The following is a 15493-nucleotide window of genomic DNA, read 5'->3' as shown; positions in this document are numbered from 1 at the left end:
CGCCGACGATGAACGTGGCGACGCTGTCGCCCTCTGCGCCGACCGGCCAGAACAACTGGTACCTCGGCTCGGTGACGCTGAACATGTCGGCGACCGACGACGTCGGCATCGCCAAGTTCCAGTACTCGCTCAACGGCGGCGCCGCCTACATCGACGTGCCCGTCGAGGGGGCGCCGGCGTCGGCCAATGCGTCGGCGGTGATCACGCAGGAGGGCAACACCAGCGTCCGGTACCGCGCGGTCGACACGTCCGGAAACGTCGCTGCGTTCCGCTCGATCTCGGTCCGGATCGACACGCGCGCGCCGGCTGCATCGTACCCGGCGATCGCTGACGGTCACGTCGGTCACGTCGCCACACTTATCCCGACGCGCACGGACCCCGCCCCCGGCTCGGGCGGAGTGGCTGTGCTGAACATGTACCTCGACGGCAAGCTGGTCCCGCCGTTGCCGGTGCAGACGTCCGACCTGTCGCTCGGCGTGCACACGCTCGCGGTGCATCTCTCCGATGCTGCTTCCAACAGCGCGAAGTACACGCAGACGTTCATCGTGACGACATCGTTCGCGGACGTCGGCACGCTGATCACCCGGTTCGTGACCGCCGGCAGCGTCCCGGCGGAGGTCGGCGCGGCGCTCCAAGCCAAGCTCGACGAGGCGAAGGCGCTCGCCGACGCCGGTTCGGCCAAGCGCGCGAGCCAGGTCCTGAACGAGTTCGTGTCGATCGCCGGCGACGGGATCGCGCCCGGCTCGGCCCGCAGCACACTCGTGGGCGATGCGCGTTACCTGATCGACCAGCTCAAAGGCCGGCTCGCGCCGGAGCCCGCGACGGGCCTGAAGTCTGAGCCCGCGGAGGGCCCGAAGTTCATCCCGGACCCGGTGCTCGCCCCGTTCCCGCACAACCCGGACGCCGACTACAACGTCCTGGTCTTCTCCAGGACGACGGGCTTCCGGCACGACCACATCCCGCACACCGTGGCCGCGATCCAGAAGCTCGGCATCGCGCACAACTTCAACGTCGACGTCTACGACCCGCAACTCCCGACCGTCACGCTGCCCACGAGCCCGTTCCTGAGCCTCGACACGCTCAAGCAGTACGACACGATCGTCTTCGAGTCGAACGTCGGGCACCCGGGCCCGCTTAATTCGATCACCGAGCAGCCGAACTTCGAGGCCTACATGCACCAGGGCGGCGGCTATGTCGGCATCCACGGCGCCGCCGACTCGTTCGAGATCGGCACCTGGCCGTGGTACGGCGACCTCGTCGGTGGGTTCTTCACCAACCATCCGAGCGGCCAGAACGGGTTCGGCCAGTGCGGCAGCTGCATCCACACCGAGGTGGTGACCGAGGACAACACGCACCCGGCGACCGCGCATCTCCCTGACCGGTGGATGACGGTCGACGAGCTCTACAACTTCGACCGCAACATGCGGGCCGACGTGCACACGCTGCTGAGCCTCAACGAGGACAGCTACCAGCGCAGCCTCAACAGCGGCAACGCGGCCACCAACCCGCTGCGGCTGATGAACGGCGACCACCCGATCGCATGGTGCCAGAACTGGGGCGGTGGCAAGGCGTTCTCGAACATCCTCGGCCACTTCCGGACGCAGTACTACGACGACTCGTTCATGCGGATCATCCTCGGCGGGATCGAGACGACCGCCGACCGCAAGGGCGCCAACTGCTCGTCCTACCGCGAGACCAGCCTTCTGATCGAGGCCGACCGAGCGGCCGGGCTGCTGACCGCGGCCGCCGCGGACGCCGCCGGTGCCGCCCTGGACACCGCGCGGGACAGCTACCTGGCACGCAACTACACCACCGCCATCCCGGCGCTGAACTCGATCGTCGACCTGGCAAACGACAAGGCCTCCGGCGACGCTGCGGCGCGTTCTGAGCTCGCGCGGCAGGCGCGCGAGCTGCGGGAGTGGATGCAGAACCTCAACCGCCACTGACCCGTTCACGCGGCGGGGGCGGTGGATCGCCGCTCCCGCCGCGCTGACGCTGGAGCGCTGCTCGGCGTGTCCACCCGCCGTATGGACAAACTGGTCGAGCAGCTCGGGGTCGGCGGCATCTCCAAAAGCCAGGTCTCGCAGATGGCCAAGACGCTGGATGAGCAGGTGGAGGCGTTCCGTACCCGGGCGTTGGACGGCGGCCCGTACACCTTCGTCTGGCTGGACGCCCTCACGCAGAAGGTCCGCGAGGGCGGGCGCACGGTCAACGTGCACGCACTGGTCGCCACCGGCGTGAACGCCAACGGACAGCGGGAGATCCTCGGCTGGAGGTCACCTCACGCGAGGACGGCGCCGGCTGGCTGGCGTTCCTGCGTGGCCTGGTCGCCCGCGGCCTGTCGGGGGTGCAGCTGGTCATCTCTGATGCCCATCTCGGGCTGGTCGAGGCGATCGGGTCCACCCTGCCGGGCGCGTCGCGGCAACGGGTGCCGGACCTACTACCTGCGGAATTTGCTCACGACCGTGCCCAAATCGGCTCAGCCGTGGGTGGCGACCCTGGTCCGCACCATCTTCGACCAGCCCACCGCCGAGCAGGTACGCGCCCAGCACCGCTGGGTTATCGACGCTCTGGAGGCCAACTACCCGGCCGCCGCCGATCATCTGGACCACACGCGAGAGGACCTGCTGGCGTTCGCCCAGTTCCCGCGGGAGATCTGGAAGCAGGTCTGGTCGAACAATCCCCAAGAGCGGCTGAATAAGGAGATTCGCCGCCGCACCAACGTGGTCGGCATCTTCCCCGACCGGGCCGCGATCATCCGTCTGGTCGGCGCTGTGCTGGCCGAGAAGACCGACGAATGGACCGAAGCCCGCCGTTACATGGGCCTGGATATCCTCGCCAAAGCCCGCCTCCGAGTGATCCCCGGAGACACGCCGAATCAGGAACAGCCCCCCCGGCACCCTCACCGCTTAACCTGCAGAAACGGATCACGCGGTGGCAGCTCATACACCACCTCAGTGGACGTGACCCTTCATCGGCCTGCACCAGGCGGGCGCCAGCTCGGTGCGGTACCGGCGAGCAATGCTACCCCGGCGCACGATCCGCTGCAGCTTCTGCCCTTCCTGATCCATCAGTCTTCGCACCCTGACCAGTTCTGCCACCGCGCCTCCTCGCGCCGATCGGACCTGTACGGCACATCCAATCGGCGCGACGGACTACACGCGAACCCGGTGATCGTTTCCGGTCACAGCACTTGGTGAACCGAGTGATGCGCTGCCGATTCGCAGCGTTGGGGCTGCTTCAACAGGAGCGCTCGATCGGAGGAAGAGTCACGGCGACATGCACCTCATCCCCCGTCTGCCGTCTCAGGAGCATTGGGCAGGTGGAAGGCCAGGCCGGATACCCGGCCTGCCTGGATCACGGGCCCGTGTCGCACTCCCCCCGTGATCACGTTGTGCACCTCTCTCAAGGGCCATGCCTGCGGCATATCTCCCGCTGTCAGCAGGCGTCGCAGATCCTCGGCGAGAGCAGGCTCAGCCTGGAGCAGATGCTGCAGCCGGGCGTGTCGACGACGCGTGAAAACTGGCTCTGGCACTAATTCTGTGATCTTCACGCGCTCGGCTGCGGGGCATTGCTGATCATGCTGGGTGACGATCTCGGAGTTGCTCGCGGCCCTCTTTCCCCACCTGGCCAGCCTGCAGATTGACCAGGTGTACCGGTCAGGCAGATCGATACGGATCCAGGCCAGGACCCGCGCTTCGCAGGCGGCGTGCTCGCGGTGCGGCATGATCTCCCAGCGCGTGCACAGCAGTTACGAGCGGCGAGTATGCGACAGCGCCGTCGGCGGCCAGGAGACTGTGCTCCTCCTGCGGGTACGGCGGTTTCGGTGCGGCAACGACGACTGCGCTGTGAAGACCTTCGCCGAGCAGGTGCCCGGGCTGACCGTCCGCTACGGCCGCTACAGCGTCCCGCTCCGCACGCGGCTGCGGACGATCGCCCTGGCTCTGGGCGGCCGGGGCGGTGCCGGGCTCACCTGCCGCCTGGCCGCCGCGGTGAACCGGATGACATTGATCCGGCTGATTCGATCCCTGCCCGACCCGGAACCCACCGAAGGACCCCAGGTGCTGGGCGTGGACGACTGCGCCCTGCGCCGCGGCCGCACCTACGGCACGATCCTGATCGACATCACCGCCAGCCGTCCGGTCGACGTGCTGCCCGAACGCTCATCGGATGCGCTGGCCGCCTGGCTGCGCGACCGACCCGGTGTGGAGATCATCTGCCGGGACAGGGCCGGCTGCTACGCCGACGGCGCCGCCCGCGGTGCCCCGCAAGCGATCCAGGTCGCGGACAGGTGGCATATGTGGAGAAATCTGGGTGACGCCGTCGAGCGCACGGTCACCAAGCACCGCGCTCACTTACGAGACCTGGCGGCCGTCACCCGGCCGGACGAGACACCCGCACCAGCCCCAGTCACGATCCCGTCTGCAGATGAGCCCGCTCGCTCGGAGCGGCGCTCCGGACGCCTGGCCGAGCGGACCCGCCAGCGGCACGCCCTGATCCACCAGTTGCTCGCGCAAGGCCGCGACCTGCGCGCGATTGCCCGCGAGCTGAAGCTGGCCCGCAACACCGTCCGGCGCTTCGCCCGCGCCAGCGATCCGGAGGAGCTGCTCGTGCACAACGGCACCGGCAAACGCCCGAAGATGATCGAGGAGTACGCCGGCTACCTGCGGCAGCGCTGGGCGCAGGGCTGCACCAACGCCGAGCAGCTCTACCAGGAGGTCACGGCCATGGGCTACCGCGGCATGGTCACCATGGTGCGCCAGCTCGTAGGGCCGTGGAGGTCCCGGACCACCATCGCCCTGCCGCCGCCATCACCGCCCACCGTCCGCCAGGCCACCGGCTGGTTCCTCCGCCACCCCGACACCCTCGAGAGCGACGAGCACCAGCACCTGCAGGCATTGACCGCACTCTGCCCCGCCCTGGCCGCGCTACGCGAGCACGTCCGCGCCTTCGCCCAGATGATGATGCAGCCCACCGGTGAGGGCCTGGAGCAGTGGATGAAGCGGGTCCAGGCCGACAACCTGCCGGAACTGCACTCCTTCGTCACAGGGCTGCAGCGCGACTTCGACGCCGCCAAAGCCGGCCTGACCCTGCCCCACGGCTCCGCGGGCCGCACACGGCCACAGGCAAACACGGGGAGTCGGAGGGCTGTACAGCAACACCGCCATACGACCACTGTCGGCGGCGGTCGATACCCTGCTCGCGATGGGGACCAGCCCCGTCTACTGGCTACAGCCACTGTTCGCGGGCCGCGTGCCAGGCCAACTGCATCCGTGTCTGGACGCCGGCGGCCTCCATGATGTGGGAGATCCGTCGCTGGACGGTTCGCTGGCTGATGCCCAACTGGCTGGCGATGGACTTGTCCGGCACGCCCGTGACCAGCAGGGAGAGGAGGAAAAGGTCGTCTGAGTCCAGGGGGGGCATCGCCTCCACGGACAGGACGCCGTCGTCGAGAACGCGCAGCGGGATTGCACGTGCCCAGTAGGCGTCGAACAGGGCGAGTATCGCATCCAGCAGCGTGCTGTCGCGGATCAACGCAGCCGTCGGTTCGGCGACTCCGCAATCCTGGATCAAGGGGAGCAACGCGACCTCGCGGTCGACGACGGTGATCCGTACAGGAAGGTGCGGGACGGCCCGGGCCTGCTCCCCCAGCTTGATGCCGTACGCCACGTTGGACTGCATGCCCGGTTCTTCAAGATGCGCTCGTTCGTAGATGACTCGATAGGAGACTCCGCGGGCCAGCGCCGCGGGTTCGGCGTCGTTCTCCTGGGCGGTCAAGACGACCGGACCGACCCGGCAGAAGCACACGACCTCGTCGCGGGCGTTGTCCTGCAGGTAGATCAGCCGTTCCCGGATAGCGTCCCGGGTGGGCACCAGCTCAACGAGCTCTCGGGAGTCAAAACGGCGGATGTTGCCGCGATACTCCGCCGACAACTGGTTCACGAACATGCGCGCCCGATCGAGCGACTGACGCTGTCGCAACAACGAGGCGCCCAGGGCGATCTCCGGGGGCACCGGAGCATACCGCCGCCCCTCGGGAGACACCGGCCGCACGAGGCCTTTGTCCCGCATGGACCGCAGCGTCCCCTCGACATCGGCCACGTCCATCCCGAGGAGATCCCCTAGGTGCGAGACATCGGCCTCGACCGCTGCGACGAGCAGCCGGTACGTGCGTTCCTCCACGGCGCTGAGCCCCGCCACCTCCAGCATCGTCCAATCATGACATCCGTAATTCAGATTTTGTTACGCGGTCAAACGTGGGAGTGAGGTGGCCCGTTTGACCGCGTACTCGTGCAGGTCAGGGTTGTCGACCATAACCTCTGAAGGCCTTGGCGGGAACTCACTGCCCATCACACGACGGCTCGGATCAGGTCTTGTCCGTGAGCTTGGAGCGCGCCTCGACAGCTTGGCCTCACACCCGACCGACGGTACGCCACCGGACCAGCCGGCCGTCGCGGTCCGGACGAAGCTGGTTGACGAACTTGTGACATGTCGTAGTTCGGACACCAGCTGAGCGGTGACAGTAGACGACGAGCTGATCAACGCTGATCGCATGAATCGCAAATCCCCCCAGGAACGGATCGTGCTCGCAGCGGGCTTGGGCGTGGTCCTTGCCGTCGCGGCCGCCACATCCGCCACGACGGCCGCGGCCGCGACGGGTACGGTCGCGGCGGGTACGGTCGCGGCGCCCGCGGTCGCTACGAGCGCGGCGAATACGGCGTCCCTTTCGCATTGGCAGTCGATGGGCCCCAACGCCAGCGGTGGCCATCTCGCGTTCACGCCGGCCGCACCATCGCGGCTGTACGTGCTGCCGGACGCCGGATACAGCGTCTTTCGCAGTGACGACCATGGTCTGACATGGCGTCAGCCGGGCTGGCTGGGCGTCCCTGATGCGAGCGGCCTCCGTTTGGCGGCGGACCCCCGCGACGCCGACGTGGTCTGGGTGGCGGCGACCGTTCTGGGCACCGGTCAGGGCCACGTGCTGCGCAGCGACGACGGCGCCGAGACGTTCCACTCGGTCCTCGACAGCCCGACGGACATCACCGACGTGGTGGTGTCGCCCACGGGCCGGCAGGTCTTCGCCGCGGGGACCGCGGGCGTCTACGAGAGCCTGGACCAGGGAGCGCACTGGACGCTGCTCCCCGGCTCGCCCGGCCAGGTGAGCCGACTCGCGCTCAGCGGCAACGATCTGTTCGCCGGCGCGGGCAGTGCGCTCTACCTGATCGAGGACGCGCTGACGAACCCGCAGGCAGCACGGAAACTTCCCCTCCCCGGCGACGTCTTCGTGCAGCACCTGGCCGCTCGCGACGGGCTCGTCGTGGCCTCCCAGACCCGGGACGGCAGTGCGGTCATCTCCACCGACAACGGCCGCAGCTGGCGTACGCTGACCGGCCCGTGGGGGACGGATTTTGTCCTCTTCATCGCGCTGACCGCGAGCGGCGAGATCCAGGTGCAGGCGAGCCAGGCGGCCGCCGACGGCACGAGCGCCGGCAGGAACCTGTGGATCAGTCCCGATCAGGGTCGCACCTGGACTCCCCGGCCGAACGCGTTCACCGCGGTCGACCTCTACACCGATCTCGGCAGTTTCCCGGACCGTCCGGACGAGGAGGTGGTGACCGGACCTGCCGGTACCTTCACCACCCGCGACTCGGCCAGCTACCAGCGCATCGGCGTGCCCGCCGTCGAGGTCGACGCACTGGCCGTGTCGGGCCCGATGCTCGTCGCCGGTACGACCGTGGACAGCTACGGTTCACGCGCACCGCTGTCCGAGAAGCTCAAGACCGGTTTCCAGGACTGGGGCTGGACGGGACGATCGCCTGCCGCCGTGGGTAACGCGATCGGCGCGCTGGCCACCCTGCCGGCCCGAGGCCTGCTCAGAGCACGAAACGCCTTCTGCCCGGACTCCTGCATCGCGCTTGAGCGGTCCAGCGACGGCGGGGCCCACTGGCGGACACTGACCTTCGTGGGCGGAACTTCCCGGTCGCTGGCTGTCGACCCCCGTCACCCGTCACCCGTCTACGTCGCCGCCTCCTTCTACGGGTTCTACTCCAGTACGGACGGCGGCAAGACCCTCCAGCAGCACTTCCTCCCGGGCGTGGAAGGCGTTCGGTCGGTCGCCATTGATCCCCGCGCAGATGGCTCCCTGTGGATCGGCGATGTCACCGGGCTCTACCTGAGCAGGGACTCCGGCGCAACCGCGGACAAGGTGCTCACAGGAGAAGTCGAACGGGTCGCGGTCGACCCTGAAGACCCCGAGCACATCGTGGTCGTCGGCGACAACCTGATCAAGGTCAGCCATGACGGCGGCGCGTCGTTCAGCGACGCCGTCGGCTTCACCGCGGCGAGCTACGACGACGTGGCCTTCGCGCCGGACGGAACGGTGTTCGCCGCGTCCGGTGACGCGGCAAGCGGGCCTGGCCAGGGTTTGGCCCGCAGCGTGGACGGCGGCGCGCACTGGGTCGATGTCTCCGCGGACCTGCCCGACCGCGATGTGCGCTCGGTACTCGTCTCGCCCGACGGCGGGTGGCTGTTCGCAGGCACCGGACACAGCGGCGTGTATCGGCTCGCCCTGTAACCAAGCCGTGAACGAGTCGCGTCAACCCATAACCGGGCACGCGCCGGGTGCCTCCCGCCCTCCCCAAAGGGAGGCACCTGTGGAGGCAGCGGGACCAACCAGCGCCGCGACCTGTTCCTGATCCCGCCGGCGCGACGCAGTGAGCTCGTCGCGTAGTGCAGCGAGTGGGGCTCCGGTCGTCGGTGTCGAGCTGCGGCGGCAAACAAGTTGGAGTTCCAGCTCTACACAAAACTGAATACGATCTCCGGCCGCCTGGCACGTTACGCGGCCGACCCCCCTGTAAGGAGCAAGATGCTCAAAATAATGCGATGGCTGCCGGCCCTCGCGGTCACAGCGACGATGCTGAACGTCGTGCCCGGCCATCCGGCGATGGCCGACACCCCCTCCTCCAGCGGGGGCAAGAGGTACACCGTCACCCTGTTGACGGGCGACGTGGCAACCGTCGAAACGACCGATTCCGGCTGTCCTCGAGTCACGGTGCAACCCGTCGAACGCAACGCCGTGATCCAGCAGACCTGCGGCCCCAACGGGCACGTGCACGTCATCCCAGCCCGCGTGGCGGCGCAGGTCGGCTCGGTCCTGGACCCGACACTCTTCGACGTCACCGCGCTGATCGACGACGGGTACGACGACGCGAGCACGCAAGAGCTGCCCGTGATCGTGCAGCCCGCGGCGAACACCCGGATGACGGCCATCGGCGACGTTCGGCCGCTGCCGAGCATCGGCTCGGTTGCCGGGCACATCCCCAAGAAGAACCCGGCCGTCGCCAGGCAGGCCACCAACTCGCTGCTCGCCGGCGCCAAGAAGGTCTGGCTCGACCGCAAGGTGCACGCCAACGCGCTCACCACCACGGGGCTCACCACCACGGGGCTCACCACCACCGCTGCCTCGGCCACCGCCGAGCTCGACCACAACCTGAGCCAGATCGCCGCGCCGCAGGCCTGGGACGACGGGTACACCGGCAAGGGCGTCAAGGTGGCCGTACTCGACACCGGCGCCGACTTCACCCACCCCGACCTCGCCGGCCGGGTCGCCGACAAGGCCGACTTCACCGTCGAGGGCGGCGACGCCGTGGACCACTTCGGCCACGGCACCCACGTCGCCTCCACCATCGCCGGCACCGGCGCCGCCTCCCACGGCGAGCGCCGCGGCGTCGCGCCGGACGCGCAGCTGATCATCGGCAAGGTCCTCGACGACTCCGGCTCCGGCTTCGACAGCCAGATCATCGCCGGCATGGAGTGGGCCACACACCGGGCCGACGTGATCAACATGAGCCTCGGCGGTAGCGAGCCGAGCGACGGCACCGACCCGCTGTCGCTCTCCGTCGACGCGCTCTCCAAGGAGACCGGCGCCCTGTTCGTCATCGCCGCGGGCAACAACGGCGGGCCGATCTCGTCGCCCGGCGCCGCCGCGAGCGCGCTGACGGTCGGCGCCGTCGACAGCGACGACCATCTGGCGGACTTCTCCAGCCGCGGGCCGCTGACGAACACCCACGCCGCCAAACCCGAGCTCGTCGCGCCCGGCGTCGACATCGTCGCCGCGCGAGCCGCCGGCACCACGCTGGGCCCGCCCATGGACGACCACTACGTCTTCTCCTCCGGCACCTCGATGGCCACTCCGCACGTCGCAGGGGCCGCAGCGCTCCTCGTCCAGCGGCATCGTGATTGGAAGGCCGACCGGCTCAAGGCCGCGCTCGTCGGCGCCGCCGACCCACTGACCAGCTCCGACCAGTACGCGGTCGGCGCGGGCCGGCTCAACGCGGCCCGCGCGCTCTCCGGGCCGGTCAGCGACCAGCCGACGGTCAACCTCGGCACGTTCCGATACCCGCAGTCGGGAACCAGCGAGGCGAAGCTCAGCTGGACCGGCGAGCCGACCCCGGCGACCCTCGACCTCGACCTCGACGTCACGGTCACGGACCACGCGGGCACGTTCGCACCGCGCGGCACCGCGACCCTGTCGGAGAGCCGGTTGAAGCTGAAGCGGGGCGTCACCGCCGGTGCGACCCTGCGGATCAACCGCGGGGCCCTGGCCGAAAGGCCGGGCTACTACACGGCCATGGTCACCACGCGCACCCCAGACAAGAAGGTCGTGACGAGCACGCCGGTCGCCTTCTACGTCGAGCCTCCGAGCTACGACCTGACCATCACCAGCGTGAAGATGCCGCCGATGTCGGCCGACGCGGTGGACTGGCTCAACATCACCGTGATCAACCGTGACGACCCGGTGGTCTACGCCGACGGCGTGTCTCCCACGCCGGGCGAGAGCGTCACACTGCGGGTCCCCGCCGGGCACTACTCCGTGATGGGCGGGTACGTCGCCTACGACCCGAGGATCGACCAGGATCTCGCCAAGGAGCGCGGCGTCCTCGTCGGAGACGCCGACGTCAGCATCACCGGCGACCGCACGGTGCAGCTGGATCCCGCACAGGCCAAGCGAGTGACCGCCTCGGTTGACGGCGTGGCGACCAGGATCTCCGCCGTCGACGTCGGCACGCTGCACACCTCGCGGAACGGCCTCGTCTGGCAGTTTGCCGTGGCCGGCTTCGGCGACGGGGAGGTGTCGGTCGCTTCGATGAAGCAGCCCTCCGTCGGAAGCCTGCGGGCCTACGCGGGGTTCGCCCTGGAGTCGCCGCAGGGGACGGCGCAGCCGTACCGCTACAACCTTGTCCACGAGTACGCCGATGGTGTGCCCGCCGACCCGACCTATCAGGTGACCAAGGCCGAGCAGGCGCAACTCGCCCGGATCGACGAGCGGTTCAACCAGATGGACGTGCCCGGCATGGTGACCCAGCTGATACGCACCGGCTACAGCATGGACGGGGCCTACCTGACCTGGGACCTCAGCTTCGACCTGCCGGTGGCCCGGACGGACTACCTCTCTCCCGGCGTCGTCTGGCAGGACGAGGGCGTCTACGGCGGCCTGCCCGCACAGGAGGGTGCCCGGAGCTACCAGCCCGGCAGCCGGCAGACCAAGATCTGGGCCCGGCAGCCGCTGCACTCCGACTGGTACGACGACCCGGTCGGCGCGGAGTACAACCTCTGCGCCACTCCGCCCTCGCGGACGAGCGGCAACCTGCACGTGGACATGGTCATGCTCACCGACCAGCACCAGCGGGCCGACTGCCTGCAGGGCGGGACGGTCGGCGTCAAGCGAACGCTGTCGCTCTACCGGGACGGAAAGCTCGTCGACAGCCAGGCCGCCTCGCGCGCCGACTTCACCGTCCCGGAGCAGGCGGCGGACTACCGGCTGGCCTTCGACGTCGAGACCAGCCTGATTCTGCCGGTCTCGACCAAGGTCTCCACCTCGTGGACGTTCCGGTCGGCCGGCCCGAGCGGCACGAAGAGGGTGCCGTTGCCACTGCTGTCGGTCGACTACGCGCTCGGGCTAGACGCTGCCAACCACCCCACCGGGGATGCGGCGACGTTCGCTGTCCGGCAGGCCACCCGACTGCCGGCCCAGCCGGTCACCTCCTTCCAGGTGTGGACCTCCACCGACGACGGCGCCACCTGGACGCCGGCCCAGGTCCACTCCGACCACGACGGCTACCGCGCCGACCTGCCACAGGTCACGGCCGGTCAGTTCGTCTCGCTGCGGGTGAAGGCCGCCGCCGACGGCGGTAGCGGTATCGAACAGACGATCATCCGCGCTTACCGGGCCGGCTGACGTCCTACGACGGCGCGGTCCGGCTCACCGCCGGGCCGCGCCCGTGCGGCGCATGGGTGATGCCCGCATCCGGATGCCGGCGGCACAACTGGCATTGCTCGGCTTGGTCATCGGCGGGGCGGCGGCCCGTGACGGCGAGCACAGCCCTTCCCGCGCCAACGGAGCAGACGCCGCGAAAACCCGCGGAACCGCGATTCGGCGCTCACCCAGCGGCGTACTCCTTGCAGGCGCTAAGCAAGACCGTCGATGCGCTGATTGCTCGGGAAGGGCCAGGACGTTGGCCACTGACACCGCCGACCCGGATCGATCGCCCGTGGACATCCGCCGAGCGCGACTTCCGGACGCTCGCCTGCGCGCCCAGCAGCCTCGCCGTCGGCGGCAGACAGGTCGGGCACGGCCTCCCCCCGCCGGCAAATGTCGCTGATCGAGCTGCGGGATGTGCTGATCCACCTGTTCCGCCGGTGGCAGCGCAACGGCACCTGGCATCGGATCTTCACCGCGCTCCAGACCCGGGCTGACGCGAAGGATCTGATCACCTGGGACATCAACGTCGACTCCACGGTGTGCCGGGCCCACCAGCACGCCGCCGGGGCGAGGAAAAAGGGGAGCTGCAGAAGGAGCCGCCCGGCGGCGTCACCGTCGAGCCGGACGACCACGGGCTCGGGCGCTCGCGCGGCGGCCTGACTACCAAGCTGCACTTGGCTGTCGAACAGGGCCAGAAGCCCATGTCCATCGTGATCACGGCCGGGCAGCGGGGCGATTCGCCGCAGTTCGAGCCTGTTCTGAACAAGGTCCGTGTCCCGCGTCTTGGGCCGGGCAGGCCGCGCACCCGGCCGGATCGCGTGCGCGCCGATAAGGCGTATGCCTCCCGGAAGAACCGCGCTTACCTGCGGCGGCGCGGGATCCGCTGCACCATCCCGGACAAGGCCGACCAGGCCCGCAACCGCAAGAAACGCGGCTCCCACGGCGGCCGTCCGCCGAAGTTCGACCCGCAGGACTACAAGGCTCGGCACGCGGTCGAGTGCGGCATCAACCGCCTCAAGAGGCACCGGGCTGTGGCCACGAGGTACGACAAGCTCGCGGTCCGCTACGAGGCGACCGTCCTCGTCGCGGCCATAAACAAGTGGCTGTGACCAGCACAGCCGACGCCATGCCCTCTCCGAGGCGGCCAGCAGCTGATGAACCGCCCGACCACGCCTGAGCGCTACGGCGTCTGACGGGGGATACCTGTCAACGCCGGGGATGTCAGGAAGACGTCAGGCAGAAGGGGTGGCCAGCCGGATCCAGGAGTACCCGCCAGCGTCCGTCGCCGGGCTGATGGGCCGGTTTGGCCGCGCCGAGTTCCAGTGCCAGCTCTTCCACCGCATCGAGGTCGTCAGCGCGGAAATCCAGGTGGAACTGTTGTGGCACGTCCTGACCCGGCCACTGCGGAGCCCGGTATCCGTCAACCCTCTGGAATCCCAGATCACAGCCGGAGTCGTCCGTCAGAGCGACGAACTCGTCCGTACTGAAGAGCTCGCGCATCCCGGTCAGTGCACCGTAGAAGCCCGCCAGCACCTGCGGGTCGGCACAGTCCAAAGTCACCCCTCGCAGTACAGCGCCTGGCACCATTCGCTCCTTCGTGTCCGCGCGCCTGTCTCCGTAAGCCGCCGCTGCACGCGATCACCGGCCACAGCCACACCGTACCCGCCACATCCACCGCTGAAGTAGCGGTTTACCCCTGCTCAGAGCAACGGGTGACTGTGACCGGCGCTTTCGATACACGCCCTAGTGATCTCCGGGGATGCGGGCAGTGGGAAGACCACATTGGCGGTGCAGCTGCTACTGGAGTTGACCCGCCCTGACCGGCGGCCGGTCGAGCAGGTGCCGGTGCTGCTCCCGATCGCCGGCTGGGACACCACCGTCCACCCCCGGTTGCAGGACTGGCTCGCGGTCCGCCTCGCTCAGGACTACCCGGCGCTGTCAGCTCCAGAGTTCGGGCCCGGCGCGGCCAAGGCCCTGGTCGAGCGCGGGCACATCCTGCCTATCCTGGACGGCCTGGACGAACTGCCCGAACCATCACGCGCCGCGACCGTATCCCGCCTGGCTGGTTCACTGGCCGAAGGCGACGGGTTGGTCCTCACAACCCGAACCCGTGAGCTGGCCGGTGCGGTACGCCAGGCCGGTGACGTACTCGGACGTAGACCCATGCCTGAGTGTCCCGAGTGTGGCCGCTGTCAGAGGTAGGGGCAAAGGACGCGAGGACATCGCGCAGACGCTGAGCGAACAGAAGTACGGCGTCCTGCGTGACGTCGTCGGACACGTCGTCCGTCCCGTACGGCGCGTGCCCGCCCTTGACGATGGTTGCGCTTCCGTCCATTCGCTTACGCGAACGGGTGGCGTCGACCGTACGGCAGTAGCCACGCGCGAACCGCTGGATCTCCGCCCAATCGTCCGACGTCACACGCGCCATGTCTTCGGGCGTGAGCCTCTCCCCCGGAACATTCGCAGGGACGCACTTACCGGGAGCTCCATTCGACATCTCTCGTTCTCCGATCTCTAGGGCCACGAATGCGCGGCACCCTTTCTCTACTCGCAATTTAATTGAACCGCAGAACGAAGGCCGATACAACGATATCCAGCACACCTTTACCGTGTTTTCCCTAGGCGGGAATGGGGTGCGACATAGGGCAAAGGCGACAATGAGCGATGGCAATCGAGAATGGATCACGAACAGCGGACGATTGACATCAAGAAGAGCGAGCCAAAAATAGAATGACAGAAAGAATACAGTTGGGCCTAATCCAATAACTCGCAATCACGGCACATTAGCGAGCGTGTCCTCTACCTCACCTTCGAGCATGGCGTTGCCCATCGAGTCGGGCCAGCGAGAGGCCCTTCTACAAGTCGCCCACCAGCGGTGATACAAGAGTGATCATGACCAGTCATAAGTGGCGAACCAGCGGCCAGGCAGTGGCCATGCGATTGGCCACCCTATGAACGCACCTATCGCCACGGCGTGATCAAGACATCTCGGAGCATGAACGCATGCCCCCGGCTCGCGAAATCCGCATTTCTTTCAGAATTGACAATGACGCGGACGGGCACCCTCATGGCGGAATCTGCCGCCCTGTGAAGACCTCTACAACCGGCAATGGCCCGAGCGGTCAAGCAGCTCAATGAGCCTTTTTCATCCTGAGTAGCGGTCGTCTTCGACGGCTTGCAGGACGAGGATGGCCTGCACGATCGGGGTGGCGCGGTGAGGGCAGCAGCGGA

The 15493-nt window shown here is 68.3% G+C and carries 9 protein-coding genes and 2 pseudogenes; 8 read left to right on the top strand and 3 right to left on the bottom strand.

The genetic code is table 11. From position 1 onward, the window contains the following. Positions 1 to 8 precede the first annotated feature (8 nt). From ACIBK1_RS34655 to ACIBK1_RS34645, 3 genes and pseudogenes are all read left to right on the top strand, one after another. Positions 9 to 1946 (top strand): ThuA domain-containing protein, encoded by a 1938-nt coding sequence (locus tag ACIBK1_RS34655; protein WP_396739928.1) that lies wholly within the window; start codon positions 9 to 11, stop codon positions 1944 to 1946. A 57-nt stretch (positions 1947 to 2003) separates the two neighbouring features. After that, a pseudogene (locus tag ACIBK1_RS34650) lies at positions 2004 to 2885 on the top strand (IS256 family transposase); the annotation flags it as partial. A gap of 702 nt (positions 2886 to 3587) precedes the next feature. Further along, entirely contained in the window at positions 3588 to 5300 is a 1713-nt protein-coding gene (locus tag ACIBK1_RS34645) for an ISL3 family transposase (RefSeq protein ID WP_396739926.1), read from the top strand. On the opposite strand, the gene ACIBK1_RS34640 is transcribed toward ACIBK1_RS34645, so the two are convergent. After that, positions 5230 to 6210, bottom strand: a complete 981-nt coding sequence (locus ACIBK1_RS34640; protein ID WP_396739924.1) for a helix-turn-helix domain-containing protein — start codon at positions 6208 to 6210, stop codon at positions 5230 to 5232. The two genes, ACIBK1_RS34645 and ACIBK1_RS34640, sit on opposite strands and share 71 nt — an antisense overlap. A gap of 343 nt (positions 6211 to 6553) precedes the next feature. Between ACIBK1_RS34640 and ACIBK1_RS34635 the strand changes: the two genes are divergently transcribed. The 4 genes from ACIBK1_RS34635 (at position 6554) to ACIBK1_RS34620 (ending at position 13371) form a co-directional block, all read left to right on the top strand. Continuing rightward, complete coding sequence (locus tag ACIBK1_RS34635) at positions 6554 to 8575, top strand: WD40/YVTN/BNR-like repeat-containing protein (RefSeq protein ID WP_396739923.1); 2022 nt, start codon at positions 6554 to 6556, stop codon at positions 8573 to 8575. Between the two features lie 291 nt (positions 8576 to 8866). After that, positions 8867 to 12238: a S8 family peptidase gene (locus ACIBK1_RS34630; RefSeq protein ID WP_396739921.1), complete on the top strand. Its 3372-nt coding sequence runs from the start codon at positions 8867 to 8869 to the stop codon at positions 12236 to 12238. A gap of 414 nt (positions 12239 to 12652) precedes the next feature. Then, the gene (locus ACIBK1_RS34625; protein ID WP_396740071.1) at positions 12653 to 12922 is read left to right on the top strand and encodes a hypothetical protein; all 270 of its coding nucleotides are present in this window, start codon (positions 12653 to 12655) and stop codon (positions 12920 to 12922) included. Then, a complete protein-coding gene (locus tag ACIBK1_RS34620) occupies positions 12847 to 13371 on the top strand; it encodes an IS5 family transposase (RefSeq protein WP_396740068.1) in 525 nt (174 codons plus the stop codon). Before ACIBK1_RS34625 ends, ACIBK1_RS34620 begins: the two co-directional genes overlap by 76 nt. Positions 13372 to 13483: 112 nt before the next feature. On the opposite strand, the gene ACIBK1_RS34615 is transcribed toward ACIBK1_RS34620, so the two are convergent. After that, a complete protein-coding gene (locus ACIBK1_RS34615; RefSeq protein WP_396739919.1) occupies positions 13484 to 13822 on the bottom strand; it encodes a VOC family protein in 339 nt (112 codons plus the stop codon). Between the two features lie 186 nt (positions 13823 to 14008). On the opposite strand from ACIBK1_RS34615, the gene ACIBK1_RS34610 reads away from it, so the two are divergent. Continuing rightward, positions 14009 to 14464, top strand: a complete 456-nt coding sequence (locus ACIBK1_RS34610; RefSeq protein WP_396739917.1) for an NACHT domain-containing protein — start codon at positions 14009 to 14011, stop codon at positions 14462 to 14464. Between the two features lie 943 nt (positions 14465 to 15407). Here ACIBK1_RS34610 and ACIBK1_RS34605 read toward each other — a convergent pair. Next, positions 15408 to 15493 (bottom strand): annotated as a pseudogene (locus ACIBK1_RS34605) (IS5/IS1182 family transposase); the annotation flags it as partial.

It is taken from the genome of Microbispora rosea (genome assembly GCF_044460045.1).
Taxonomy (GTDB): domain Bacteria; phylum Actinomycetota; class Actinomycetes; order Streptosporangiales; family Streptosporangiaceae; genus Microbispora; species Microbispora rosea.
Note: the sequence above shows the minus strand (reverse complement) of the source record. Positions and strands in the feature narration are given on the sequence as shown.

Coding starts and splice junctions, on each gene's coding strand:
- ACIBK1_RS34640 (WP_396739924.1), bottom strand. CDS start 6,210: ATGCTGGAGGTGGCGGGGCTCAGCGCCGTGGAGGAACGCACGTACCGG.
- ACIBK1_RS34635 (WP_396739923.1), top strand. CDS start 6,554: ATGAATCGCAAATCCCCCCAGGAACGGATCGTGCTCGCAGCGGGCTTG.
- ACIBK1_RS34625 (WP_396740071.1), top strand. CDS start 12,653: ATGTCGCTGATCGAGCTGCGGGATGTGCTGATCCACCTGTTCCGCCGG.
- ACIBK1_RS34655 (WP_396739928.1), top strand. CDS start 9: ATGAACGTGGCGACGCTGTCGCCCTCTGCGCCGACCGGCCAGAACAAC.
- ACIBK1_RS34630 (WP_396739921.1), top strand. CDS start 8,867: ATGCTCAAAATAATGCGATGGCTGCCGGCCCTCGCGGTCACAGCGACG.